This is a genomic window from Maricaulis sp., from assembly GCF_017643475.1.
In the GTDB taxonomy this organism is placed as follows: Bacteria; Pseudomonadota; Alphaproteobacteria; order Caulobacterales; family Maricaulaceae; genus Maricaulis.
Genome location: NZ_JAEPNI010000001.1, coordinates 1,366,713 through 1,390,053, shown reverse-complemented (window position 1 = coordinate 1,390,053; position 23,341 = coordinate 1,366,713). Strand labels below are relative to the sequence as shown.

Annotated in this window: 20 protein-coding genes; 9 read left to right on the top strand and 11 right to left on the bottom strand. The window is 60.0% G+C overall.

The features are described 5' to 3' along the window. Positions 1-285: 285 nt before the first annotated feature. Positions 286-531 carry a hypothetical protein gene (locus JJ889_RS06705; RefSeq protein WP_291892857.1) on the bottom strand — a complete coding sequence of 82 codons (246 nt, stop codon included), beginning with the start codon at positions 529-531 and terminating at the stop codon, positions 286-288. A 277-nt stretch (positions 532-808) separates the two neighbouring features. Here JJ889_RS06705 and JJ889_RS06700 point away from each other — a divergent pair, with 277 nt between their 5' ends. Both JJ889_RS06700 and JJ889_RS06695 read left to right on the top strand, forming a co-directional pair. After that, positions 809-2,179, top strand: a complete 1,371-nt coding sequence (locus tag JJ889_RS06700) for an MBOAT family protein (RefSeq protein ID WP_291892856.1) — start codon at positions 809-811, stop codon at positions 2,177-2,179. Between the two features lie 79 nt (positions 2,180-2,258). Further along, the gene (locus JJ889_RS06695; protein WP_291892854.1) at positions 2,259-3,467 is read left to right on the top strand and encodes a hypothetical protein; all 1,209 of its coding nucleotides are present in this window, start codon (positions 2,259-2,261) and stop codon (positions 3,465-3,467) included. Here JJ889_RS06695 and JJ889_RS06690 read toward each other — a convergent pair whose 3' ends face one another. Continuing rightward, the gene (locus tag JJ889_RS06690) at positions 3,468-4,217 is read right to left on the bottom strand and encodes an RNA methyltransferase (RefSeq protein ID WP_291892852.1); all 750 of its coding nucleotides are present in this window, start codon (positions 4,215-4,217) and stop codon (positions 3,468-3,470) included. It abuts the gene before it with no gap. Between the two features lie 106 nt (positions 4,218-4,323). Here JJ889_RS06690 and JJ889_RS06685 point away from each other — a divergent pair, with 106 nt between their 5' ends. The 5 genes from JJ889_RS06685 (at position 4,324) to JJ889_RS06665 (ending at position 7,483) form a co-directional block, all read left to right on the top strand. Continuing rightward, a complete protein-coding gene (locus JJ889_RS06685) occupies positions 4,324-5,547 on the top strand; it encodes an NADP-dependent isocitrate dehydrogenase (RefSeq protein ID WP_291892850.1) in 1,224 nt (407 codons plus the stop codon). A 96-nt stretch (positions 5,548-5,643) separates the two neighbouring features. After that, positions 5,644-6,060 carry a hypothetical protein gene (locus JJ889_RS06680; RefSeq protein WP_291892848.1) on the top strand — a complete coding sequence of 139 codons (417 nt, stop codon included), beginning with the start codon at positions 5,644-5,646 and terminating at the stop codon, positions 6,058-6,060. A 34-nt stretch (positions 6,061-6,094) separates the two neighbouring features. Further along, positions 6,095-6,487 carry a hypothetical protein gene (locus tag JJ889_RS06675; RefSeq protein WP_291892845.1) on the top strand — a complete coding sequence of 131 codons (393 nt, stop codon included), beginning with the start codon at positions 6,095-6,097 and terminating at the stop codon, positions 6,485-6,487. A gap of 67 nt (positions 6,488-6,554) precedes the next feature. After that, positions 6,555-6,959, top strand: a complete 405-nt coding sequence (locus tag JJ889_RS06670) for an STAS/SEC14 domain-containing protein (RefSeq protein ID WP_291892844.1) — start codon at positions 6,555-6,557, stop codon at positions 6,957-6,959. A 179-nt stretch (positions 6,960-7,138) separates the two neighbouring features. Then, the gene (locus JJ889_RS06665; protein WP_291892842.1) at positions 7,139-7,483 is read left to right on the top strand and encodes a hypothetical protein; all 345 of its coding nucleotides are present in this window, start codon (positions 7,139-7,141) and stop codon (positions 7,481-7,483) included. 6 nt (positions 7,484-7,489) lie between these two features. Here JJ889_RS06665 and JJ889_RS06660 read toward each other — a convergent pair whose 3' ends face one another. From JJ889_RS06660 to fliQ, 7 genes are all read right to left on the bottom strand, one after another. After that, positions 7,490-7,942 carry a nuclear transport factor 2 family protein gene (locus JJ889_RS06660; protein ID WP_291892840.1) on the bottom strand — a complete coding sequence of 151 codons (453 nt, stop codon included), beginning with the start codon at positions 7,940-7,942 and terminating at the stop codon, positions 7,490-7,492. Next, a complete protein-coding gene (alaS, locus tag JJ889_RS06655) occupies positions 7,942-10,593 on the bottom strand; it encodes an alanine--tRNA ligase (RefSeq protein WP_366940062.1) in 2,652 nt (883 codons plus the stop codon). The genes JJ889_RS06660 and alaS overlap by 1 nt, the downstream gene beginning before the upstream one ends. A 190-nt stretch (positions 10,594-10,783) precedes the next feature. Beyond that, a complete protein-coding gene (gene recA / locus JJ889_RS06650; protein WP_366940038.1) occupies positions 10,784-11,860 on the bottom strand; it encodes a recombinase RecA in 1,077 nt (358 codons plus the stop codon). Positions 11,861-12,094: 234 nt separating this feature from the next. Continuing rightward, positions 12,095-14,626, bottom strand: a complete 2,532-nt coding sequence (locus JJ889_RS06645) for a response regulator (RefSeq protein ID WP_291892833.1) — start codon at positions 14,624-14,626, stop codon at positions 12,095-12,097. A gap of 38 nt (positions 14,627-14,664) precedes the next feature. Next, the gene (gene flhB, locus JJ889_RS06640; RefSeq protein WP_291892830.1) at positions 14,665-15,759 is read right to left on the bottom strand and encodes a flagellar biosynthesis protein FlhB; all 1,095 of its coding nucleotides are present in this window, start codon (positions 15,757-15,759) and stop codon (positions 14,665-14,667) included. A 13-nt stretch (positions 15,760-15,772) separates the two neighbouring features. Continuing rightward, positions 15,773-16,525, bottom strand: coding sequence for a flagellar biosynthetic protein FliR (gene fliR / locus JJ889_RS06635; RefSeq protein ID WP_291892828.1), 753 nt, complete (start codon positions 16,523-16,525; stop codon positions 15,773-15,775). Further along, positions 16,522-16,785: a flagellar biosynthesis protein FliQ gene (fliQ, locus tag JJ889_RS06630; RefSeq protein WP_291892826.1), complete on the bottom strand. Its 264-nt coding sequence runs from the start codon at positions 16,783-16,785 to the stop codon at positions 16,522-16,524. The genes fliR and fliQ overlap by 4 nt, the downstream gene beginning before the upstream one ends. Positions 16,786-16,895: 110 nt before the next feature. Here fliQ and JJ889_RS06625 point away from each other — a divergent pair, with 110 nt between their 5' ends. Then, positions 16,896-18,794: a DUF885 family protein gene (locus JJ889_RS06625; protein WP_291892824.1), complete on the top strand. Its 1,899-nt coding sequence runs from the start codon at positions 16,896-16,898 to the stop codon at positions 18,792-18,794. Between the two features lie 82 nt (positions 18,795-18,876). Beyond that, positions 18,877-20,763 (top strand): DUF885 family protein, encoded by a 1,887-nt coding sequence (locus JJ889_RS06620; protein WP_291892823.1) that lies wholly within the window; start codon positions 18,877-18,879, stop codon positions 20,761-20,763. A gap of 119 nt (positions 20,764-20,882) precedes the next feature. On the opposite strand, the gene JJ889_RS06615 is transcribed toward JJ889_RS06620, so the two are convergent. Then, a complete protein-coding gene (locus tag JJ889_RS06615; RefSeq protein ID WP_291892821.1) occupies positions 20,883-21,203 on the bottom strand; it encodes a GIY-YIG nuclease family protein in 321 nt (106 codons plus the stop codon). A gap of 205 nt (positions 21,204-21,408) precedes the next feature. Next, a complete protein-coding gene (locus JJ889_RS06610; RefSeq protein ID WP_291892819.1) occupies positions 21,409-23,241 on the bottom strand; it encodes a cytochrome c peroxidase in 1,833 nt (610 codons plus the stop codon). Positions 23,242-23,341: the final 100 nt, after the last annotated feature.

Sequence of the window (23,341 nt, the reverse complement as noted above, 5' to 3'; positions counted from 1 at the left end):
CGTGGATGTCTCGCGTCTACGCTCCATCGCTATGGCTCCGACTTGCGAGCCAATGAAACCTCCATCATCGGTAAGTCACCGGCTTGCTGATCATCTAGCGCCTGCCCGACACAATCGCGCACTTGAAAAAATGCGCGGCCTAGGCTCGCATCTGTGCGACCGGCATAAACAGGCTCATAATTAAGCCAAAACCGATGAGAAAATCGAGCAAGATACGTCCGCTCTATGCGGGGAGCTATCCCATACAATCCGAAAAGACCGGGAGATCAGCGCATCAGGCATTGCTCAGGCCGCGTCGCTGTCGCCCTCGGCCAGCAGGTTCAGGAACAGGTCCGTGAGCACTGCGGACTGGGCCAGCTCGGCTTCCCAATGGGCGCTGGCCTCGACGATTTCACGGGAGTCCGCCACGCCGAGCGCAAACTGGGAAGAGATCGCCAACATGGCATCGCTGGCATGCACGCCTTCCGCAGCAAGTCGCGAAACAAACTCGGCCATTTTGGCAGTGTCGTATGTGTGCGGCGCGTCAGTCACTATTTTAACCCGGTTATCCATCCCGGTGATCACTGAAACAGAAAAACCCTAAGGTTTGGTTGCATCACGCCGACCAATTCGCTCCAAGGAACTGTTTCAAGGTCGGAATTCGCGCTGTGCGCGCTCCTACTTGTCAGTCATTGCCCGTCCGTCTATAGCATCGACAAGGCAGGTAAAACTCGCAGGGACAGGGGTAGGCGTGCTATTTAACTCGCTGGAATTCTTATTCATTTTATTACCAGCGACGCTCGCGCTCTATTATCTGGTCCGACGCCAGGTGAGTCACCGGGCCGCGCTTTTCGTGCTTACCGTCGCCTCCCTCGTTTTCTACGGGTGGTGGAACCCGATCTACCTCGGAATCCTCGGCGCATCGATCATCATCAACCAGTTTCTGGCGATCGAGATTGCCAAGCAGCGCAACAAGCATTGGCTGACCGGCGGGATCGTCTTCAACCTGGCGCTGATCGGTGTTTTCAAATATCTCGACTTTGCGATTGGCAATGTGAACACGATCACCGGGGCGGAAATTCCGCTGCAGGGACTCCCCCTGCCTTTGGCGATCTCCTTCTTCACCTTCCAGCAGATCAGCTATCTGGTCGATGTCTCACGCAAGCAGACCGAACCGGGCGCATGGCTGAACCAGACCCTGTTTGTCGCCTTCTTCCCGCAACTGATTGCCGGCCCGATTGTTCGGCACAGCCAGATCAGTGACCAATTTGCGGACACCGAGCGAAAAGACAATCTGGCAGACAATCTGGGAGTGGGCGCATCAATATTCGCCATCGGCCTCGCCAAGAAAGTGCTCCTTGCGGACAATCTGGAGCCCTACGCCTCCTCCGCGTTCGACGCGGCTGCCGATGGCGCGACCGTTGGCTTCCTTGAGGCCTGGGCCTCGGCTCTGAGCTATTCCTTCCAGATTTTCTTCGACTTCTCCGGCTATTCCGACATGGCGCTCGGCCTGGCACGCATGTTCGGCTTCCATCTGCCGGCAAACTTCAACGCCCCCTATCGCGCGCGTTCCATTGTCGATTTCTGGCACCGTTGGCACATCACCCTGTCGCGCTTTCTGCGCGACTATCTCTACATCCCGCTGGGCGGTAACCGGCACGGCCAGTTCCGTCTTGGCGTGAATGTGGCCCTGGTCATGCTGCTCGGTGGATTGTGGCACGGTGCCGCCTGGACGTTTGTAGTCTGGGGCGGCATTCATGGCCTCGCCCTCGCGTGGTGTCACTGGCTGAACCGGGTCAGACCCGACGGCCTGTTCGCCCCGGGCTTCAAGTGGATTTCGCCCATCCTGACCTTCCTGTTCGTGACGGTTGCCTGGGTGTTTTTCCGAGCCGAGAACTTCGCGGCCGCCGGCGAGATGCTGTCCGCCATGGTCTATCTGAACGGCTTTGGCCCTCTGACCAATGATGAACCCTTTATCGGCGCAGCCTTGTCGCTGCTCATCATCTGGCGCCTGCCCGATACGATTTCCCTGTTCCAGAATGCGCTCGATCCGCGCACGCTGGAAGGCCTGCAATCGGACCTTCAGAAAGGTTCGCGCTGGAAGCCGGGGATCGGCACAGCGATTGGCCTTGCCAGCCTGTTTTTCATCGCCATCATCAATTCCTGGACCGTAGCGGAGTTCATCTATTACCAGTTCTAGCGACACCTCGCGCCTGACGCGTTACGCAAGGGCCTTCGCGATCACTCTCGCAGCCTGGTTGATCGGCTGGGGCGGGTTTGTGCTGTTCATCGACCCTTATGGTGTCAGCGGTGCGCCTCTGATCGAGGGCATCAATGCCCGCAAGAGCCGCGCGCACGAAGATGGCTATCGCATTGCGACCTCGCACGAAATCATGTCGACCCAGGCCGGCACCATCGCCATGGGAAGCTCACGCATCGTTGACGGCTTCCCCGATGAACTGTCCTACTGGGATGGCGGTTTTGCCAATATGGGTATTTCCGGCACCAGCGCTTTTGAACTCTCCCGTGCAAGCCTGCTTGCGGCCGAAAACGAAAATATTCAGTGCGTCATCATTGGTATCGACAGTCGCGAGTTCGGCACCGACACCCTGGCCAAGGCGACCTATTGGTTGACCACATTCGACGGCGGTAGCCGCGCAGCGTCACTGACCCGAACGGCCCTGGCGCCGCATGCGTTTGCCCGCGCATTGCAGACCTTCATCGACAATATGACAGGTGGTGAGGACACCGCCTGGGTCAATGCCTACCGCGAAGATCTGATGCGCGCCGAATTCGATGAGGAAGTCGACAAGCGATACCGTTACTATCTGAATTTCGAGTACAATCAGGACCGTATCGAGTTCCTTTTCCGAGGTATCGATGCGTTGCTGGCCGCGGACAAGCAGGTTGCGGTCTTCATTCATCCTCGCCATGGCTGGCAGGAGGAAGCAACGCAGCGGGCCGGTTCCGGTTATGTCGAGGAGATCATGCGGCGCGATCTGGCCGCGGCGGCAGATGCACGTGACCACCTCCCGCGCCCGGATAATGCTTGTTTTGATGCAGGCGCACTAAGCGTCTGGGATTTTGCCGGCTTCCGTCCGATTTCAACAACACCACCGCCTGATGAAACCGGCGAGAATCCCAATCCCTGGTTCCATGAACCTTCGCACTACCGGGATATTGTGGGCGAAAGCATCATGAATTGGCTGACCGGAACGCCGCTGGAAAACGGCGCGCCCGAGCAGGATTTTGGAGAGCGCTTTACCACTGAAACGGTCGACGAGGTTATCGCCGGATTACATGCGCGGCGCGAGGCCTGGCTGAGCCAGACTGATGACCCTTGGGTACAGTATCTCAATGGCCGATTTGATGCGCTGGATGCCAACCCGCCGTCTCCGGAAGCCCAGCCCAGCATTTTCCTGACCCCCAGTCAGTGGACGTCCCTGAATTCTGCCGTCGAACGCATCGAGCGCGAAAACGCGAATTGATCAGTCCTCGCGCTGGATGCGTGCCTTGCCCCGGCCGATGGCGAGCGCTTTCACGGCCCCTCTGAATGTCCGCACTTCCTGCGCCGTCCAGCGGCCGCGAACAAAGGCGCTGCGCAGATTCTGCGTCATCAGAGCCGTTTTCTCAGGCGGGTAGAAGAAACCGGCGCGGTCGAGCTCCTCCTCGAAATGCACGAACATGCGCTCCAGGTCTTCACGACTGGCCGGATCGGAAACCGCCTCGAATTCAGTGGGCGCGCCCTCCTCTGCCGTCCACTCATAGGCGATCACGGCGACGGTCTGGGCGAGGTTAAGAGAGGAGAAGCTGCGATCCACCGGCAGCGTAATGATGGCATCCGCCATAGCCACGGCCTCATTGGGCAGGCCGGACTTCTCAGCCCCGAACAGAACACCCACCTTTTCGCCAGCAGCCTGGGCCTGACGAATCTCCGCCATGGCCTGGCGGGCGGTCAGCACCGGCTTCTCCATGCCGCGCGGACGCGCCGTTGTGGCATAGATCCGCGTCAGATCGGCCGAAGCCTCAGCCATGTCCGTCACGACTTTCGCCGCATTGAGCACCGGCGACCCGGCTGCCATGGAAAACGCCTTGTCATTCGGCCAGCCATCGCGCGGATCAATAACGCGTAGGTCGGGTAATCCGAAATTGCCCATCACACGCGCTGCAGCGCCGATATTCTCGCCCATCTGCGGCGAATGGAGGATAATGGCCGGGGTTTGTCTGTCAGCACTCATGGAGCCGCCTCTTCACCTTCTCGCGCGCCAATGCTAGAGAGCGCGCAAATCTCTCTGGGTGCCTTCTAGCGCCTATTCCATCCGTCCGAAAAGAAAGCAGAACACCATGGCGAAGATCAAAGTCGATACACCGGTCGTCGAACTCGACGGCGATGAAATGACTCGCATCATCTGGCAAATGATCAAAGACAAGCTGATCCTGCCCTATCTCGACATTGATCTTAAGTATTACGACCTCTCTGTCACCAAGCGTGACGAGACGGACGACCAGATCACCGTCGAAGCCGCCGAAGCCATCAAACATTATGGTGTTGGCGTCAAATGCGCGACCATCACGCCGGACGAAGCCCGCGTTGAAGAGTTTGATCTCAAGAAGATGTGGCGCTCTCCGAACGGCACCATCCGCAACATCCTGGGCGGTGTTGTCTTCCGCGAGCCGATCGTCATTTCCAACGTTCCGCGCCTGGTTCCGGGCTGGCAGCAGCCGATGGTCATCGGCCGTCACGCTTTTGGCGACCAGTACCGCGCCACCGACTTCCTCGTCGACAAGCCGGGCAAGCTGACCATGACTTTCGTTCCGGAAGACGGTTCCGAGCCGGTTACCCGCGAAGTCTTCGACTTCCCGAGCTCCGGCGTAGCCATGGGCATGTATAACCTGGACGAGAGCATCAAGGACTTTGCTCGCGCCAGCATGAATTACGGCCTGCAGCGCGGCTGGCCGGTCTACCTGTCCACGAAGAACACGATCCTGAAAGCCTATGACGGCCGCTTCAAGGACATCTTCCAGGACATCTTCGACGCCGAATTCAAGGACGCCTTCCAGGCCAAAGGCATTTCCTACGAGCACCGTCTGATCGACGATATGGTCGCAGCGGCCATGAAGTGGTCCGGTGGTTTTGTGTGGGCGTGTAAAAACTACGATGGCGACGTTCAGTCCGACACCGTTGCCCAGGGCTTTGGTTCGCTCGGCCTGATGACCTCCGTCCTGATGTCCCCGGATGGCAAGACGGTCGAAGCGGAAGCCGCTCACGGCACGGTGACCCGCCACTATCGCCAGCACCAGCGTGGCGAGCAGACGTCCACTAACTCCATCGCTTCCATCTTTGCCTGGACGCGTGGCCTCTCCCACCGCGGCCGTATGGACGGCAATGAACAGGTCATGAAGTTCGCGGACACGCTGGAAAACACTATCATCAAGACGGTCGAAAGCGGTTACATGACCAAGGACCTCGCACTCCTCGTCGGCGACAAGCAGGGCTGGCTCTCCACCGAGGGCTTCCTGGAGAAGGTCGACGAGAACTTCAAGGCTGCCATGGCTGTCGACGCGTAAGCGTTCAAGGATATGAATTAAAAGGCGGGGCTCCGGCTCCGCCTTTTTTGTGAGCGCTCTCGCTTTGACTTGATTTTCAGGCCTGCCGGGCAAAATTTGTTTCGGGTTATTCGGGAGGCTGAGCTGAAATACGTCTTCGATATCGACACCGCAAACAGGGTCGCGACGCTGCGCATCTCCGGCTTGGTGACGGTGGATGAGCTGATCGCTGGTCTCCGGGACATTCTCGATAATCCCGGGTGGAATGACCGTTTCGGTCTCATGCTGGTCTATGAACCCACAGCGCTGCTTGGCAATGTCGAGCTTGATGACATCAAACGCCTCCAGGACTGGCTGAAACAGCGACAAACCCAGGCCACCCGATCCCATAAGGTCAAGTCAGCTCTTGTCTGCAGTCTCGACAATAACCGTGTGATGCTGGAGCTGCACAAGCTCAGTTTCACCGAAAATGCGCTCGTCGACGAACAGGTTTTCGACAATGAAGCGGATGCGTTGGCTTGGCTAAACTCCTGAATAGTGTCATCCATCCCGGCTAGGGGTGACAGGCATGAAACACGATCTGACGATCGACATTCCGAACAGGCTCGTGCGTTCGCGTATTCGAGGTGTGCTCACGCCAGCCTCCGGCGAGGCCGTATACCGCGAATGCGTGACCCATCCCGACTGGTCTCCGCATTTCGATCACCTGCTTGTTTATGAAAAGATCGACCTGTCCGAGCTTTCCACCGAAGCTGTCCAGGACATGGTGCAGCGCTTCAAGGCACTGGATGATCAATACCGCCAGGGCATCACATCCAAGGCCGCGACCGTGATGGACAGCCAGTTGCAAGCGGGAATTCTCAGTTTCCACGAACACATATCCGCACCGGAGCTGGTCACGGAAGAAGCGATATTTGAAACCATGGACGAAGCGCTCGTCTGGCTGGGGCGGGTCGAATAAGAAAAACGGGGCTGACGGGGCGCTTGCCGTTATCATCGACCGCAAATGAGAGATTCGGGTCGCCATCATGCTGTCTCAATTGGAAATCGACACGGAAAACCGCATCTGCATCTGGCGCATCGGAGGCGAGACCTCGCTCGAAGCGCTCCGGGAAGGCTATGCTGCGCGTTTCAGGCATCCCGACTGGGCGCCCGATCTGATGAGCATGAGTGTCCTGACGCGCCTGGGCCTGGGGGCCTTCACCCCTGATATGGCAGTGAGATTCGCAGAGTTTGTACGCCTGTGCGATGAGCAACATGACCGCAAAGCCAGACGAGCCGCCATTGTCTGCGGAGACGAAATGGCCCGCGCCCTGCTCTACTACTGGGAAAAGAAAGCTGAAGACGTGCTGGGCCGAGAGGAACGGACCTTCTCCAGCGAGGCAGAAGCTCGTGAATGGCTGATCGGCGGGCACACGGAAGATGCCGCCTGAACATAGCTCCGAAAACCCGAGTTCAGCACTCGGACATTGCCTTCCTCCTCCGCTCGTGCGACTCGTTACACATGCCAGTCCAGCACTTGTTCAAGTATCTGCGGCAAAACAAGCCGACCACCAGTATCCGCCCTCTCACGGGCCGGTGGACCGGTCTGTACCATTATCCGAGTTATGAAATGCCGGTGCCGTTTTCCGTGCAATTCACGCAGACCGGCAACTCGATCAGCGGCAGCTCCATCGAACCCAACACGTTCCTGGACATGGATATAGAGCAGTTGCCGGCCGGATGGACCGGGCATTGCGATGGCACGGACGTGCAGTTGTTCAAAACCTATAGCGGTGTCGAAGGCGCCGACCACACGGTGATCTATCGGGGCAAGATTGAACAGGGTGGCGATGTCATTCTGGGCCGCTGGTCCGTCACGGGTCTGGGCGATGAAAACCGGTCCGGCTTTTTTGAAATGCGCCGCGGTCAGTGGCGCGAATTCTGGGATACCGAAGAGGTTGCCAACGAGCCCTAGGCTGGCTCAGAGCATGCCGCCGGTGCGCTTGATGGTGACAAAGGTCTCCGCCTCGATTTTCCAGACCAGCTCTTCAAGACGCCACTTGGCGAAATACCGACCCATATAGGAAATCTGCATACCCTGGCTGGTCCAGCCTCCGGTCCAGCGGCCTGTTTCGGCCGCCAGATGCCCGTCTTCCGAGACTTCGATACGTCCTGGCGAGCGCACATAGCGCACACTGTCCATATTCTCGTAGATTGACTGCCAAGCTTCCAGCTGGGCCGCGCGGCCATTGATAAGCTGTGCATCATCCCCAGGCACCAGAACAGCGTCCTGACTCAGCACATGCTCTATGGCGGCCATGTTCCGAGCTTCCAGGGCATCGTTGAACCTCTCCCGCGCCTCCAGGATAAGGCGCGCGGCGACTTTCTCGCCGACCAGCTGACAATCACTGGAAGACTTGACCTTGCGCGCCATCAGCCTGCAATCACGGATTTGATTGCAGCAAGGGCAGCCTCGGCTTTGGAACCGTCCGGGCCGCCGGCTTGGGCGAAGTCCGGCCGACCACCGCCGCCCTTGCCGCCCACTGCAGCGGAGCCAGCGCGGACGAGGTCGACCGAGCTGAAAGTGCTCGTAAGGTCATCGGACACGCCGACCGCCAAGGCCGCCTTGCCATCATTGACACCGATAAAAACAGCAATGCCGGAGCCCATCGAACTCTTGGCCTCGTCGACCAGGCCTCGAAGATCCCTGCCGCCAACACCCTCGACCACACGACCGATGAATTTCGTGCCATTGACGTCTTCCGGACCAGTCGGTGCCGCACCGCCACCCCCGCCCATGGCGAGTTGTTTCTTGGCTTCGGCGAGCTGGCGCTCAAGCGTCTTGCGCTCCCCCTGCATGGCCGCCACACGGGCCGGCAAATCTGCCGCTGGAATTTTCAGAGCCTCGGCAGCAGAACGGCCGAAACTCATCTGTTCCTCCATGTACAGGCGAGCCGCCTCGCCGGTCAGGCCCTCGATACGGCGCACACCCGCGGAGACTGAGCTCTCGCCGATAATCTTGAACAGGGCGATATCGCCCGTGCGCTCGACATGGGTGCCACCGCAAAGTTCCACGGAATAGGCCTTCTCGTCTCCGGCCAGGCCGCGCCCCATCGACAAAACACGAACCGTGTCGCCGTATTTTTCGCCGAACAGCGCCATGGCGCCGGCCTCGATTGCGGCTTCCGGGGCCATTTCCCGTGTCGAGACAGCAGCATTCTGACGGATGACCGCATTCACCTGAGTCTCGATCTTCGTCATCTCTTCCGCGGTCACCGCGCCGTTGTGCGAGAAATCGAAACGCAAACGGTCCGGACCAACATAGGACCCCTTCTGGGTCACATGCGCGCCCAGCACATCACGCAGCGCTGCGTGCAGGAGGTGAGTTGCAGAGTGGTTGGACTTGGTCTCCGTACGCTTGCCGGCGTCGACCGCGTACTGCGCCGTGTCACCGAGCGTGACTTCGCCCTTCTCCATCACCCCGACATGGGCATGCAAGTCACCCGCACGCTTCTGGGTGTCTTCGACCCGGAAAATGGCGCCGTTTTCAAACGTGATGAGCCCCGTATCACCGGCCTGGCCGCCGCTCTCGCCGTAAAACGGCGTGCGGTCAAAGATCAACTCGCCCGTCTGGCTCTCACCGATGGCCTTGGCTTCAGCGCCCTCGGAGACGATGGCGTTGAGCTTGCCCTCGCCTGTCGTGCCGGCATAACCGAGGAACTCGGTCGGCTGGAGTTTCTCGCGCACGGCAAACCAGACCTCGTCCGGTGCGACCACGCTGGAGAGTGAACCGCCCTTGGAACGTTCCTTCTGCTTGCTCATCTCGGCATCAAAGCCATCGACATCCACATCGATACCGCGCGGACGCAGGGCATCCTGGGTCAGATCGAGCGGGAAGCCGTAAGTGTCATAGAGCTTGAAGGCCGTCTCGCCCGGCAGGCTGTCGCCTTCTCCGAGTTTCGCCGTCGCTTCGTCCAGCAGGCCCAGCCCCCGTCCGAGGGTGCGCTGGAAATTTGCCTCTTCGACCTTCAACGTGTCCTCAAGCAAGGCACGGGCGCGGCCGAGCTCCGGATAGGCGTCGCCCATCTCGGCCTCCAGCGCCGGAACGAGTTTCCACATCACCGGCTCAGTCGCGCCGAGCAGGTGGGCGTGGCGCATGGCGCGGCGCATGATGCGGCGCAGGACATAACCGCGTCCCTCATTGGACGGGGTGACACCGTCCGCCATGAGGAAACAGGTCGAACGCAAGTGATCGGCAATCACGCGGTGACTACCCAGCGCATCGCCCTCGGCCTTAACCCCCAGCACATCCTCGCCGGCTCGGATCAGATTGGCGAAAAGATCGATGTCGTAGTTATTGTGTTTGCCCTGCAGGATGGCTGCAATGCGCTCGAGGCCCATGCCGGTATCGATCGACGGTTTGGGCAGATCGATTCGCTCCTCCTTGGAGCGTTGCTCGTATTGCATGAAGACGAGGTTCCAGATCTCGATGAACCGGTCTCCATCTTCATCCGGCGAACCGGGAGGGCCGCCCCAGATGCTATCGCCGTGGTCAAAAAAGATCTCGGAGCACGGACCACACGGGCCCGTATCGCCCATGGACCAGAAATTGTCGGAGGTGGAGATGCCGATAATGCGGTCATCGCTGAGACCTGCGATCTTCTTCCACAGCTGGCGGGCTTCATCGTCTTCCGAATAGACGGTGACGAGCAACTTGTCCTTGGGCAGCGCAAATTCACCAGTCACCATTTCCCAGGCATGATGGATCGCGCGTTCCTTGAAATAATCGCCAAAGGAAAAATTGCCGAGCATCTCGAAAAAGGTGTGGTGACGCGCAGTATATCCGACATTGTCGAGATCATTGTGCTTGCCACCGGCGCGGACGCATTTCTGTGAGGTCACTGCGCGAGGAATGTCTCGCGTTTCCTTACCGGTGAAGACATTCTTGAATTGCACCATGCCCGCATTGACAAACAACAGCGTCGGATCGTCCTGCGGGACGAGCGGGCTGGACGCGACCACTTCGTGTTCATTCTTGCCGAAATAGTCGAGGAAGGTGGCACGGATATCGCGCAGGCTTGCCATGTCAGGTCCATCAATCTGGTGCGGAGACATCGGAGCGGACGCGCCCGATATCGGGAAGACTTAAACAGAAAACGGGTATTTGGCCCCGCCAAACACCCGTTTAATCAAAACCCGCCTTGCGGGGCAATGCATGCCGTCAGCCTGAACGTTCAATCCCGTCGGTCTGACGTCGTTCTGCTCGGTGGCGTGACTAGCCCGCCACAGCCTCCTCATCCTCGGCGTCGGGACCGGTGAGCATCTCATCTGCCAGCAAGCCGGCATTGGCACGCACGCGATGTTCGATTTCAGCGGCGATATCCTCATGCTCGAGCAGGAATTTACGCGCATTCTCGCGCCCCTGACCGATACGCTCGGAATTGTAGGAATACCAGGAGCCGGACTTTTCGATCACATCGCCCTTGACGCCAAGATCGATGAGCTCGCCCATTTTGGAAATGCCCTCACCATAGAGAATGTCGAACTCGACCTCGCGGAAGGGTGGCGCCACCTTGTTTTTGACGACTTTCACGCGGGTCTGGTTACCGATGACCTCGTCGCGATTCTTGATCGCGCCGATACGACGAATGTCGAGACGGACGGAAGAATAGAATTTCAGCGCATTACCGCCGGTCGTGGTTTCCGGGGAACCGAACATCACACCGATCTTCATGCGGATCTGGTTGATGAAGATGACCAGGCAATTGGACTTGGAGATAGACGCGGTCAGCTTGCGCAGCGCCTGGCTCATCAGACGCGCTTGCAGACCTGGCAGGCTGTCACCCATCTCGCCTTCCAGCTCGGCCCGCGGGGTCAGGGCCGCAACGGAGTCGATCACCAGAATGTCCACGGCACCGGAGCGCACCAGAGTATCAGCGATTTCCAGCGCCTGTTCACCGGCGTCTGGCTGCGAGACGAGGAGCTCGCCGACATCCACACCCAGCTTGGCAGCATAGACCGGGTCCAGCGCATGCTCGGCATCGACAAAGGCAGCAACACCGCCCTTTTTCTGCGCCTCGGCAACCGTATGCAGGGCCAGCGTCGTCTTGCCCGAGCTTTCCGGACCGTAGATCTCGATGATCCGGCCCTTGGGAAGACCGCCAATGCCCAGGGCAATGTCCAGACCGAGGGAACCGGTCGAGATTTCCTCGATATCCATCGCCGGCTTCTGACCCAGTTTCATGACCGAGCCCTTGCCGAATGCCTTGTCGATCTGACTCAGCGCTGCCTCAATGGCTTTTTGTTTATCCATCTCTTCGTTCTTCACGAGTCGAATCGCGCCCCTGCTCATAACCGTTTTCCCTATATTTCATGCCGCCGATCAGCGGGCAACCACGTTTGATGTACCAATTTTGTTCCCGGAACACAAGGAGAACATTTATGGTTAACAAAACGGAACAAAAACTGACTGTAAGCATCTGCTCCGCTCGCTCGCCCCGCTCCCGGTCACGTCGATTGGTGATTCAAAACTTAGGGAAACGGGGTGACAAAAACGGCCACCCCGAAGATTCGCGTCTGCAGTTCGTCAGGCCTGTTCGCGGGCGCTGAGCTCTTCCTTCACCTTTTCCGCCAGCTGGGTAAGCGTGAAGGGTTTTGGCAGGAAAGAGATGTCCTGCTCCTCGGAGAGGGTCTTGGAAAACTGCTCCGCAGCATAGCCGGAGATGAAGACGATACGTGTATTCGTCAGCATGTCGCGGGCCTTCTCCAGTAGCCCAGGACCATCCAGCCCCGGCATGACAACGTCGGAGATGAGCAGGTCAAACGGCTCCTCCTCGTCCTCGAGGATCTCGTAGGCTTCCTCGCCATCCTCGGCCTCGGTGACGTCATAGCCCCGCTTGGCCAGGGTCTTGGCGGCAATATTACGCACAGCGTCCTCATCCTCGACCAGGAGGATGCGTCCCTTGCCGGACAGGTCTGCGGGGGTCGGTTCAACAGTCTTGGCAACCTCGACCTCAGCCAGCTCGACCTCTTCCTCTTCGGTCGGCTGATAGCCCGGCAGATAGATGGTGAAGGTCGTACCCTTGCTCACTTCACTGTCGGCAAAGAGAAAACCGCCGGACTGTTTGACGATGCCATAGACCGTTGCCAGGCCGAGGCCTGTACCCTTGCCGGCTTCCTTGGTGGTGAAGAAAGGCTCGAAAATCTTGCCGAGCGTTTCCTTGTCCATTCCGTGGCCCTGATCCTCCACCTCGATCGCGACCCAGTCTCCCTCGCGCGGGTTCGGGGCACCCTGCTGTCGCACATCCTCGGCATCCAGCGATCGGGTCCGGATGATCAACTCGCCACCGCCCTGGTCACGCATGGCATCGCGCGCATTGGCGGCCAGGTTGATGATGGCGGTTTCCAGCTGGCCCTTGTCAGCCTTGATGAGCGGCACCTCACGGCCGTGAACAATGTCGAGCTTGACGGTTTCCTCTACGATCTGGCGCAGGAGAACAGAGACGTCAGAAAGCATGTCACCCACATCCAGCGTCTCGGTGCGGAAAGTCTGCTTGCGCGAAAAGGCCAGCAGTTTCTTCACAAGCCCAGCTGCCCGGGCCACGGTGGAATTGATCGCCTGCAGCTCTCCATAATCCGGGTCGCCCACCGGGTGGCGGTTGAGCAACTCATCGGTGTTCAGGCGGACCGCTGTCAGCAGGTTGTTGAAATCATGGGCGACACCTCCGGCCAGCTGGCCAACGGCCTGCATCTTGTTGGCCTGGGAGAACTGGCGTTCCATATCCTTCCAGCTGGTCACGTCGATGACATAGGCGACACGCTTGCCACCTCTCGCGGGGGCGAAAGCCAGGTGAACATAGGCCGGTTTCTCGCCCGCCAGCTTGGCTTCTGCCGGATCGCCACTGCCCGCCATGGCAGAGGAGAAAGCATCGGTTGCCGAGCGCCCGTCATCCCAGTCGAACATCTCACAGAAGTTGACGCCGGGGACGGCCCGTCCGCCTGTCAGCTGGACCAGGGCCGGATTCACATCCTCGATGATGGCCGTTTCCGGGTCCGCGCCGTCCAGACGCACCACGCCAAAGGGCGCACTGGCAAACATCTCGTCCAGCGTATGACCGGCAGCACGCCCCTCTCCCATCGCCTGGGCGACACCGGGAGGCGCTCCGGTAGCAGAAAGACCATACATGACAGCGCGGCCCATGGGTGGATCGCCAGCGGCCCACTCAACCGCGATCGCGACCGGGCTTTCAATGCCGTCGCGTGCCTTCAGCCGGGCGTCGATACGGGACACGCACTCGCCGCCACGGGTCTGCATCAGCGCGCGCGCACCGTCCCCGGCCAGGATCTCCGCCAGTCGCGGAAAATTCTCGCCGGGCTGCAGGCCCAGCCAGTCACGGAAAGTCGCATTGCCCATCGCGATCTCGCCATTGGCACGCAGGGAAAACAGCGCAACGGGAGCGTTCTGGGACCAGTCCGCAGCAGACGTTGCCGAACCACCACCAGCCTGCTCGACAGGCTGCAGACGCCAAAGCACGAGCCCGTCAGCCAGCGGGCGCGCTTCCAGACGGACGTTGAGAGTTTCCGTGTCGCCGACCGGCAGCGGCGGCAGGAGTTCACAAGCGCCCTCACCACGCGCAGCAGCGCGCGCCAGACGATAAACCGAGCCATCGCCGCCACCGGCGCCCGCCCACAGGCGGTCAATCGTCGGCAGACCGAAACTCTGCCCAAGGGATCCCGCCGTCTTGGCCAGCTCGCGATAGGCGTCATTGCCCCAGCGCACAGCACCGCGGCGGTCCGTGATCAAAACCGGCTCCGGAAAACTGTCCATGGCGCCATATCCCAGCTCGGCGATGGACGGGACTCGATTGCGGATAACGGTATTGCGGATGCCACGACCGGCGGTCTCGCCAGCGGCGATGGTGTAGAGCACCAGAAAACTCGCCGCCGCCAGCCCCGAGAGATAGATGAAGCCCTGCCGACCGGCTTCAACCGGCGCGAAAACTGCAGCCAGCGCGGCGAGCACCACGATAAAGCCCAGCACCCAAAAGGTCACGCGACCAAAGGGCTTTTCCCAGAAGGATTTCGGGTTCTCAGAGTTCGAAACAGGCATTTCGGCCATGGGCGGCTCCAGCGCGAATCAAGTGCGGATGTGAGAGCTTACTCGCTCGGACGGTATTGTGCGCGTCCCGGGGATTGGGACAGGGACAGGACATAGCCGATCACGCGGGCAACAGCCTTGAAGTGATCGACGGGGATTTCTTCATCCAGCTCGGCGGTCGCATAAAGCGCGCGCGCCAGCGGCGGATCTTCAACAATGGGCACGTCATTATCCTTGGCCAGCTCGCGAATGCGCAGGGCCACCTCATCGACACCCTTGGCGACACAGATCGGAGCGGGCGTCTCGCCCTGCTCGTAATGCAGCGCGATGGCGTAGTGGGTCGGGTTGGTAATGACGACGGTGGAATCCGGAACGGCGGCCATCATGCGCTTCTGGGCGCGTTCCTGGCGAAGCTGGCGCAGCTTGGCGCGCACCATCGGATCACCTTCGGACTGCTTCAGTTCGTCCTTGATCTCACGGCGAGACATGCGGTTGCGCTTGATGAAAGTCTGACGCTGGTAAACATAGTCCAGTGCCGCCACCGCCGCGTAGACGATCAGCGCCGCGATCATCAGCTCAATGGCCGATTGCTGCACGACTGCGAGAATTGCAGTCACATCCATCAACGGCATGCCGGCCAGTATTTCCCGCTTGGGGTATATGACGATAAAAGCAGCGCCGGCAACCAGCACCATCTTGCCCAGGCCCTTGAAGAAATTCATCCAGGCTTCAGCGCCGAACACCCGTTTCGCGCCTTCGAATGGATTGATCTTGGACAGTTTGGGCTGGATCTTTTCAGTCGTGAACAGCAGTCCTTGCTGTACGTAATGCCCCGCAAACCCTGCGATAACGAGCAAGAGGACCGGAAACGCGACCGCTATCACAACTTCCTGGGCGGTCTGCTGCATCATCGTCATGATCGCTTGCGGGTTCAGTGAAAATTCGTGGGCCCTGGCGAAATAAGCCTGCATCGTCCCGGCCATGTTCTGCATCATCGCCGGAAGCAAAAAGCCGATCAGGGCCAGGCCGGATGCCAGGATGAACCAGCCAGGTATTTCCTGGGATTTGGCGACATCACCTTTCTTGCGCGCGTCATCCAGCCGCCGCTGTGTCGGTTCTTCTGTCTTCTGACTGTCGTCTTCGCCTTCGGCCATGAACCGGTCTCCGCTAGTTCAGCTCGATGGCGAAACGCTGCATGCGCTCCAGCCAGACGGCGCTCATCGCGCCCAGCGCGATCGTGAAGATGAAAAGCCCGACCATGATGTTGGCGGGCATGGCGATGAAAAAAATCTGCAATTGCGGCATCAGTCGCGAGAGCACACCCAGCGCCAGGTAGAAGATCAGCCCATAGACGATCAGCGGCGCGGCCAGCTGGACCGCGATGCGGAAAGTGTCGACAAACGCGCCCAGCGCCCATTGCCCGGCATCGGTCATCGACGGCATGTCTCCGGGAGGGAACAGCTCGTAGGAATTATGCGCCGCCATCAACAGGAGGTGATGCAGCCCTGTCGTGAACAGGAGCGCAATGAAAACCAGGTTGAGGAAAGTCGCCATGATGGCACCCTGAGTGCCCTGGGACGGGTCGAAACTCTGGGCCATGGCGAGGCCGCTCTGCATGCCGATGATCTGGCCGGCAATAGCCGCTGTCGCCATGAAGATTCGGGCCATCGCGCCAATCATTAGGCCGATCAGCACTTCGGTCATCACCAGCCCTGCCAGCGGCAGGGGCTGGGTCGGCATCGCCGGCAGCATGGGCGCCACAATCGGCCCCATCACCAGGCAGACCAGCAGGGCAAAGGCCAGGCGGATCGGCACCGGAGTGGACGGCTCTCCAAAACCGGGCATGAGCATGAGGATCGCACCGAGACGGGCGAAAACAAGACCTGCGGCGAACACGAGCTCGGGCAGGACAGCGGTCATGGATTGGCGATCCGGTCGGTGATGGTGATCATGAACCCGCCGAGCAGCGCCCCCATGAGCGGCAGGAAGATCAGCAGCGCGATAAAGATGGCAATGATCTTGGGAACAAAGACCAGGGTCATTTCCTGGATCTGGGTCAGGGCCTGGAACAAGGCGATGGTAATGCCAACCGCCAGGCCGGTGATCATGATCGGTGCCGACATGGCCAGCATCAGCCAGATTGCCTCTCGGGCATAGTCGAGGACTTCAGGTCCGGTCACCGTGTGCGCGCCTTCTGCAGCGAGAGAATCGATTAAAGTTAATTATCTTTACGATTCCTCTAACCCCGTTAAGAAAGAGTCAATTCTGGTAAATACGGGGAACCCCTGACATGCGTATTCGCGACCTTCTTGTTGGCGTCAGCGCCATCACTCTCGCCACTGCCTGCACACCGGCCAGCGACGATGCGGGACAGGTCCCGGCACCGGCTGATAACTCTGCGGAAAATGCTGAAAGCACGACGCAATCCGCGTCCGACGAGCAGACCGAGACCGATCGCCTCTACGCTTTCTTCCAGGACGCCTTCGAGGACGAAATCGCGCGCTCGCCGCTGGGCCAGACCTATCTGGGCATGACCGACGACATGGAGGCCTATGGCCAGTGGGATGATGTCTCCGAGGAAAACTACCGCGCCGGCCTGCAGCGCGAGGCTGACCGCATTCGTCGCATGAACGAGGAATTCGACTACGAGGCACTGACCGAACAGGCGCAGGTTTCCTGGCGTTTTGCCGAGTTCATCGCCGCCAACAACCAGCAACAGTCCGAGTTCTGGGATCACGGTTATATCTTCACCCAGTTCTTCGGCCCGCACTCCGATATGCCGAGCTTCATGATCGGCTTTCACGCAGTACACACGGCAGAACATGCCGAGGCCTATATCAGCCGCCTCACCGGCATGGGAGAGCGCCTGAATGCACTGGCTGCCCAGGCCGACGCGCGCGCAGAACAGGGCGTGCTGCCGCCATCTTTCGCCTTCCCGGTCATCATCGAGACGGCGCGCGGGTTCGTTACAGGTGCCCCCTTCGATGACAGCGACGAAGACAGCCCGCTGCTTGCGGACTTCCGGCGCAAGATCGAACCGCTGGAAATCTCCGACGACGACAAGCAGGCCCTGGTCGACCGCGCCATCGAGGCGCTGACCACCAGCGTCGGCCCGGCTTACGAGAACTTCCTGGCGATGATGGATCGTCACGCGGCGCTTGTGGGTGATCGTGCGGAAGGCGCCTGGTCCCTGCCCGAGGGTGAGGCCTTCTACAGAAGCCAGCTGCAGAACTACACGACCCGCACCGACATGACGGCGGAAGACATCCACCAGATCGGCATGAGCGAGATTGAGCGCATCCACGCGGAAATGCGCGCCATCCAGGAACAGGTCGGGTTCGAGGGCTCGCTGCGCGATTTCTTCGACCATCTGCGTGAGAGCGAGGAGTTCTACTACCCGTCCACGGATGAGGGGCGCCAGCGCTATCTGGACGAGGCCACGGCCATGATCGACCAGATGATGGAAGCCGCTCCGGAATATTTCGGCCGCCTGCCCACGGCTCCGCTGGAAGTTCGTGCGGTGGAGCAATACCGCATCGCAACCGCGACCGGCGCCTTCTATGAAACCGGTTCGCTCGATGGCACCCGTCCTGGCCGCTACTACGTCAATCTGCAGCACATGGACGCGCAGCCCGTCTACCAGATGGAGAGCCTCGCCTATCACGAAGGTGCTCCGGGTCACCATTTCCAGCTGAGCCTGGCCCAGGAACTGGAAGGCGCGCCGATGTTCCAGCGCACGACCTGGTATTCCGCATACGGCGAAGGCTGGGCGCTGTACTCTGAGCGCCTGGGCAAGGACATGGGCTTCTTCACCGACCCCTACCAGGATTTCGGTCGCCTCTCCTATGAGGTCTTCCGCGCGGCCCGCCTCGTCGTTGACACCGGCATTCACCACTATCAGTGGGACGAACAGCGTGCGATCGACTTCATGATGGAAACCACGCCGATGCCGCTGGGCGACATCACGCCGGAAGTGCGCCGCTACATGGTGTGGCCGGGTCAGGCTGTCTCCTACAAGATCGGCATGAACACGATCATCGATCTGCGCCAGCGCACCATGGACGCGCTGGGCGATGATTTCGACTGGGGCGAGTTCCACGATGTGGTTCTGTCCAACGGCTCCGTGCCGTTGACCCTGCTCGAGGAAAATGTCGACGCCTACATCGCCGCCAAGTTGGCAGCGCAATAACGCAGACCAACCCGGCGTCTTGCCATCGCAGGCGCCGGGCTCCACGTTCTGCGATACACCAAGCTTCACTGAGGGGAACCAGATGAGCTATCTCAAACACCTGACACTCGGCGCCTCCGTCGCCGCCTTGCTGGCCGCCTGCAGCCAGCCGGAGGCCGCTGACGACCAGAACGCCGCCACGAATGCACCGGCGGAAACCGCTGCCGAGGCCGAGACCCAAACGGCTGCCAACGAGGCTGTCGAAACCGAGAGTGATCGCCTTAACGCCTGGTTCCAGGAGGTTTTCGACCAGGGTGTCGCTGAATCGCCCATGTACCAGACCTTCCTGGGCATGAAGACCAATTACGACCAGTGGGATGACCCGTCCCCGGAAGAACAGCTGCGCCAGTACGAACAGGGTCGTGAACAGCATCAGTACATGCTGGACAATTTCGACTTTGATGCGCTGGACCGTTCCGCCCAGATTTCCTGGCGCCTGGCCGAGTACAACAATGCCCGCGCCGAAGCCGGTCGCCAGTGGTGGGATCACGGTTATACCTTCACACCGCGTTCCGGTCCGCACATGAATGCGCCGACTTTCCTGATCAACAATCACCGTGTTGATACGGCGGAAGATGCGGAGGCCTATATCGGCCGTCTGCGCAATATGGGCGCCTATATGGACCAGCAGATCGCGAACTCCCGCCGCTCTGCCGAGCTGGGTGTCTACACGCCCCGCTGGACCTACCAGCCGATGATCGCGACCTCGCGCAACATCGTCACGGGTGCGCCGTTCGACGAGAGCGGGGAAGACAGCCCGCTGATGGGCGATTTCCGCCGCAAGGTCACCGCGCTGGAGCTGGGCGAGGAAGAGACCAACCGCCTGCTGGCGGAGGCCTCTGCCGCACTGACCGAGGTCGTCGCCCCGGTCTATGGTCGCCTGATTTCCCTGTTCGAGGAACAGGAAGCGGTTGCCAGCGAGGATGACGGTGTCTGGAAACACCCGCAGGGCGGCGAGTACTACAACCACCTGCTCAACGGCTATACGACGATGGATATCTCCGCCGAGGAGATCCACCAGCTCGGCGTCGCCGAGGTCGAGCGCATTCACAATGAAATGCGCGCCATCATGACCCAGGTCGGTTTTGAGGGCTCGCTGCAGGAATTTTTTGAATTCATGCGCACGGACGAGCAGTTCTACTATCCCAACACGGATGAAGGCCGCGAAGCCTATCTGGCTGACGCCACAGCGATGATCGACACCATGGTCGAGACGCTGCCGCAGATGTTCAACCGCTTCCCGCAAGCGGAACTGGAAGTGCGCCGCGTCGAGCCCTTCCGTGAGGCCGCCGCCGGCAAGGCCTTCTACCAGCGCCCCGCTGCCAATGGCTCCCGCCCGGGCATCTATTACGCAAACCTTCGCGACATGGCGCAAATGCCGACCTACCAGATGGAAGCCCTCGCCTATCACGAAGGCGCGCCGGGTCACCACATGCAGCTGGCCATCATGCAAGAGCTGGAGGGCATTCCGGCCTTCCGTCGGTTTGGCGGCTACACGGCCTATACCGAGGGCTGGGGCCTTTACACAGAGTATTTCCCGCTGGAATTCGGCTTCTACTCGGACCCGTATTCCAACTTCGGTCGCCTGGCTATGGAGCTGTGGCGCGCTTGCCGCCTGGTGGTCGATACCGGCCTGCACCATAACCAGTGGACGCGCCAGCAGGCTGTCGATTATCTGATGGAAAATACGCCGAACCCGGAAGGCGATGCGATCAACGCGATTGACCGCTACATCGTCTTTGCCGGCCAGGCCACGGCCTACAAGATCGGCATGCTGGAAATCCTGCGCCTGCGCGGCATTGCCGAGGAAGAGCTGGGCGAGGATTACGACATCCGTGAATTCCACGACGTCATCCTGCGTGAAGGCGCCTTGCCGCTTTCGATCCTGGAAGAACAGGTCCGCACCTACATCGCCGAGACCGGCGAATAACACCGCCGGCACCCCGTATGATTGGGCCGTACTGATTTTGATCAGTGCGGCCCTTTCGCATTCAACTCCTGTTTTTCCCGGAGGAGCGAAGCGAGTTCCGGGACCTACCACTTGGCAAGCTAGAACTCGTTCGTAGGCCCCGGCACAAGGCCGGGGGAAAATGGATTGTGACCTTGGTCAGTGATATCGAACCAAAGGTCTTTCCATCCCGGATTGCCATCCTCGATCAGATTGAATTTCCACGCACGCGGATAGCGCTTGATTTGCTGCTCCCTCCGCCACGCGGCCTCCCAGTGGTCATGGGGCTCGAAATAGACGAGTTGGTTGATCGAGTACTTCTTTGTGTGACCGCGCAAAAAACCTGTTCGGTGCTCCCACACACGCCGCACCAGGTCTTTTGTCCGACCGGTGTACAGTGCGCCGCGCGGACGGCTTGCCATGACGTAGACTGTCTCGTATGCGTCCATCACGAATTTATACCATAGGCTGCATATTATTCACTCACTACTAAATAGACAATATCGCTAAAAGGCTGCTCCGGACGGAGCGGCCTTTTTTCAACAACAAACGAGGGGCCGGTGGTTCTGAGCCGGCCCCTCGTTCTCACCCTCTCCCTCCCCAAAAGAAGAGGGTGTTTCACGGCACTCACTCCTCGAACGGATCCGAGAAGGCTTCTTCTGCGGTGAAACTCGTATCGGTGAAGCTCGACATGAAGGCGACCAGCGCGGCGACATCCTCAGCGTCCAGGTCAAAGCGCTGGATCGGCGCACCGGCATTGTTTCCCTGACGCAGGAGATTGCTGGTCTCGCCATTGTCCTGGACGCCGGTGGCGTAGAAATCGACCACCTCCTCCAGCGTGTCGAAACGGCCATCATGCATGTAGGGCGCTGTCAGTTCGACATTGCGCAGGCTGGGTGACTTGAAATCATCGTCTCCAGTCGCCCCGACGCCGACAACAGTCGCATCCAGACCGATATTCTGGGGTGGCCTGACATAGATCTGGGCATTGGTCTGATGACACTGGTTACAGCCCATCGTCTGGATCGGCGGCAGTCCGGCCTGGGCAAGATCCGCGGCATCAACCGGCTGGAACAGTGCCATGCCGTGCAGCTCCTGCTGGGTCAGACGGCCAACAAAATCCGGCGTGTTGGCGTTCGGGTTGTCGCCGATCACCGCTGTGTCGAAATCGGACTGGTAACTCACCATGGCCCGCTGGAACTGCGCCAACGCCAAGCCGATCCGCTCCGCGGTGACTTCATCATCGCCGAAGACCGCTTCGAACAGAGGTGGGTAGAAGGCGAGATTTTCCACCGTGGCCACGACATTGGCCAGGGTATTGCCCATCTCAACGGGAGACTGGATCGGTCCCAGCGCCTGGTCTTCCAGGCTGTCCGCGCGCTCGTCCCAGAACATGTTGCCCCGGCGATAAAAGCGCGCATTGGCGATGTGCGGCGCATTGCGATCAGTGATCTGTCCGTCAAAACCCGTAGAGAACTGGCTGGGCTCGCCGAAGCTGAACGCCTGCACATGACAGCTCGAACAGGAGACGGTGCCATTCACGGACAGGCGTGTGTCATAGAACAGGACCCGGCCCAGCGTCGCGCCTTCATTGGTGAGGGGGTTATCGTTCGGCGTATTATCCGTCGCCGCGATGTTGTTGTTTCCGCCCTCGCGAAAGTGCAGCGGCGTATCATCCTGCGAATAGGCGATATAGTCGAACGGCATTCCCGGCAGGTCCGGCGCACTTGTGGTGGACGCGCGGATGATGACCAGGCTGACGGTCTTCACGGCATCTTCGCCGGAACCATTGCTGGCGGTCAGCGTGGCGGAGAAGACACCGGCTGTGGTCGGCCGTCCGACCAGGGCACCGTTTTCCACGGCCAGACCCGGCACAGGGGTCACCAGTTCGATTTGGATATCCAGCCCGTTACCGGACGGATCCTCAAACTGCCCGGCCCATGAAGCCGGATCGAAATTCACGGCCTGGTCGACCGCAAATCGCAGTCCCGCGAGCCCTGCCAGTGAGCGCACATCATGATCAGGCTGGATGAAGATCGTGAACTGGTCACTCGCCGTGAGGCCCATCGGGTCACTGGCGGTAATCGTTGCCGTGACATTGACCTCCCGGTCCGGCGTGCCGGCAATGTTCGTTCCCTGCACGTCCAGCCCCGTATTGGCCGGCGCCAGCGTGACATCATAACTCAGCGTATCACCGTCCGGGTCCGAGAACGTCGTGCCGCCCTGGGTCGGATCGTAGATAAATTCCTCACCGATCGTGGCGGCCTGGTCCAGATTCGCGTTCGCGACAGTCGGCGCAGAATTGGTGTTCTGACCGCCTCCTCCGCCACCGCCTGTCCCGCCGGTTGACGTGGATCCGCCACCTCCGCCGCCACAGCCCGTCAACGCGATAACACAAGAAATGATGATGCTTCCCAGTTTCAGCCCCTGGGTCGGCTTACCCGTCGCTTGCGCGAACATGTACTCACTCCTGTCCCGCCCCCGCGGTTAGGTTTTCCCTCGCAGAGTAGAACGGGACGCCGGAGAGAACCCCGTCGCGAAAAAGTGAGAAACCTTAGAA

What these genes read in the sequence shown, in the direction of transcription:
- JJ889_RS06690 (WP_291892852.1), bottom strand. Translation starts at nt 4,217, where the DNA reads ATGAGTGCTGACAGACAAACCCCGGCCATTATCCTCCATTCGCCGCAG.
- JJ889_RS06685 (WP_291892850.1), top strand. Translation starts at nt 4,324, where the DNA reads ATGGCGAAGATCAAAGTCGATACACCGGTCGTCGAACTCGACGGCGAT.
- JJ889_RS06675 (WP_291892845.1), top strand. Translation starts at nt 6,095, where the DNA reads ATGAAACACGATCTGACGATCGACATTCCGAACAGGCTCGTGCGTTCG.
- JJ889_RS06670 (WP_291892844.1), top strand. Translation starts at nt 6,555, where the DNA reads ATGCTGTCTCAATTGGAAATCGACACGGAAAACCGCATCTGCATCTGG.
- JJ889_RS06665 (WP_291892842.1), top strand. Translation starts at nt 7,139, where the DNA reads ATGCCGGTGCCGTTTTCCGTGCAATTCACGCAGACCGGCAACTCGATC.
- JJ889_RS06660 (WP_291892840.1), bottom strand. Translation starts at nt 7,942, where the DNA reads ATGGCGCGCAAGGTCAAGTCTTCCAGTGATTGTCAGCTGGTCGGCGAG.
- alaS (WP_366940062.1), bottom strand. Translation starts at nt 10,593, where the DNA reads ATGGCAAGCCTGCGCGATATCCGTGCCACCTTCCTCGACTATTTCGGC.
- recA (WP_366940038.1), bottom strand. Translation starts at nt 11,860, where the DNA reads ATGAGCAGGGGCGCGATTCGACTCGTGAAGAACGAAGAGATGGATAAA.
- JJ889_RS06645 (WP_291892833.1), bottom strand. Translation starts at nt 14,626, where the DNA reads ATGGCCGAAATGCCTGTTTCGAACTCTGAGAACCCGAAATCCTTCTGG.
- flhB (WP_291892830.1), bottom strand. Translation starts at nt 15,759, where the DNA reads ATGGCCGAAGGCGAAGACGACAGTCAGAAGACAGAAGAACCGACACAG.
- fliR (WP_291892828.1), bottom strand. Translation starts at nt 16,525, where the DNA reads ATGACCGCTGTCCTGCCCGAGCTCGTGTTCGCCGCAGGTCTTGTTTTC.
- JJ889_RS06625 (WP_291892824.1), top strand. Translation starts at nt 16,896, where the DNA reads ATGCGTATTCGCGACCTTCTTGTTGGCGTCAGCGCCATCACTCTCGCC.
- JJ889_RS06620 (WP_291892823.1), top strand. Translation starts at nt 18,877, where the DNA reads ATGAGCTATCTCAAACACCTGACACTCGGCGCCTCCGTCGCCGCCTTG.
- JJ889_RS06615 (WP_291892821.1), bottom strand. Translation starts at nt 21,203, where the DNA reads ATGGCAAGCCGTCCGCGCGGCGCACTGTACACCGGTCGGACAAAAGAC.
- JJ889_RS06610 (WP_291892819.1), bottom strand. Translation starts at nt 23,241, where the DNA reads ATGTTCGCGCAAGCGACGGGTAAGCCGACCCAGGGGCTGAAACTGGGA.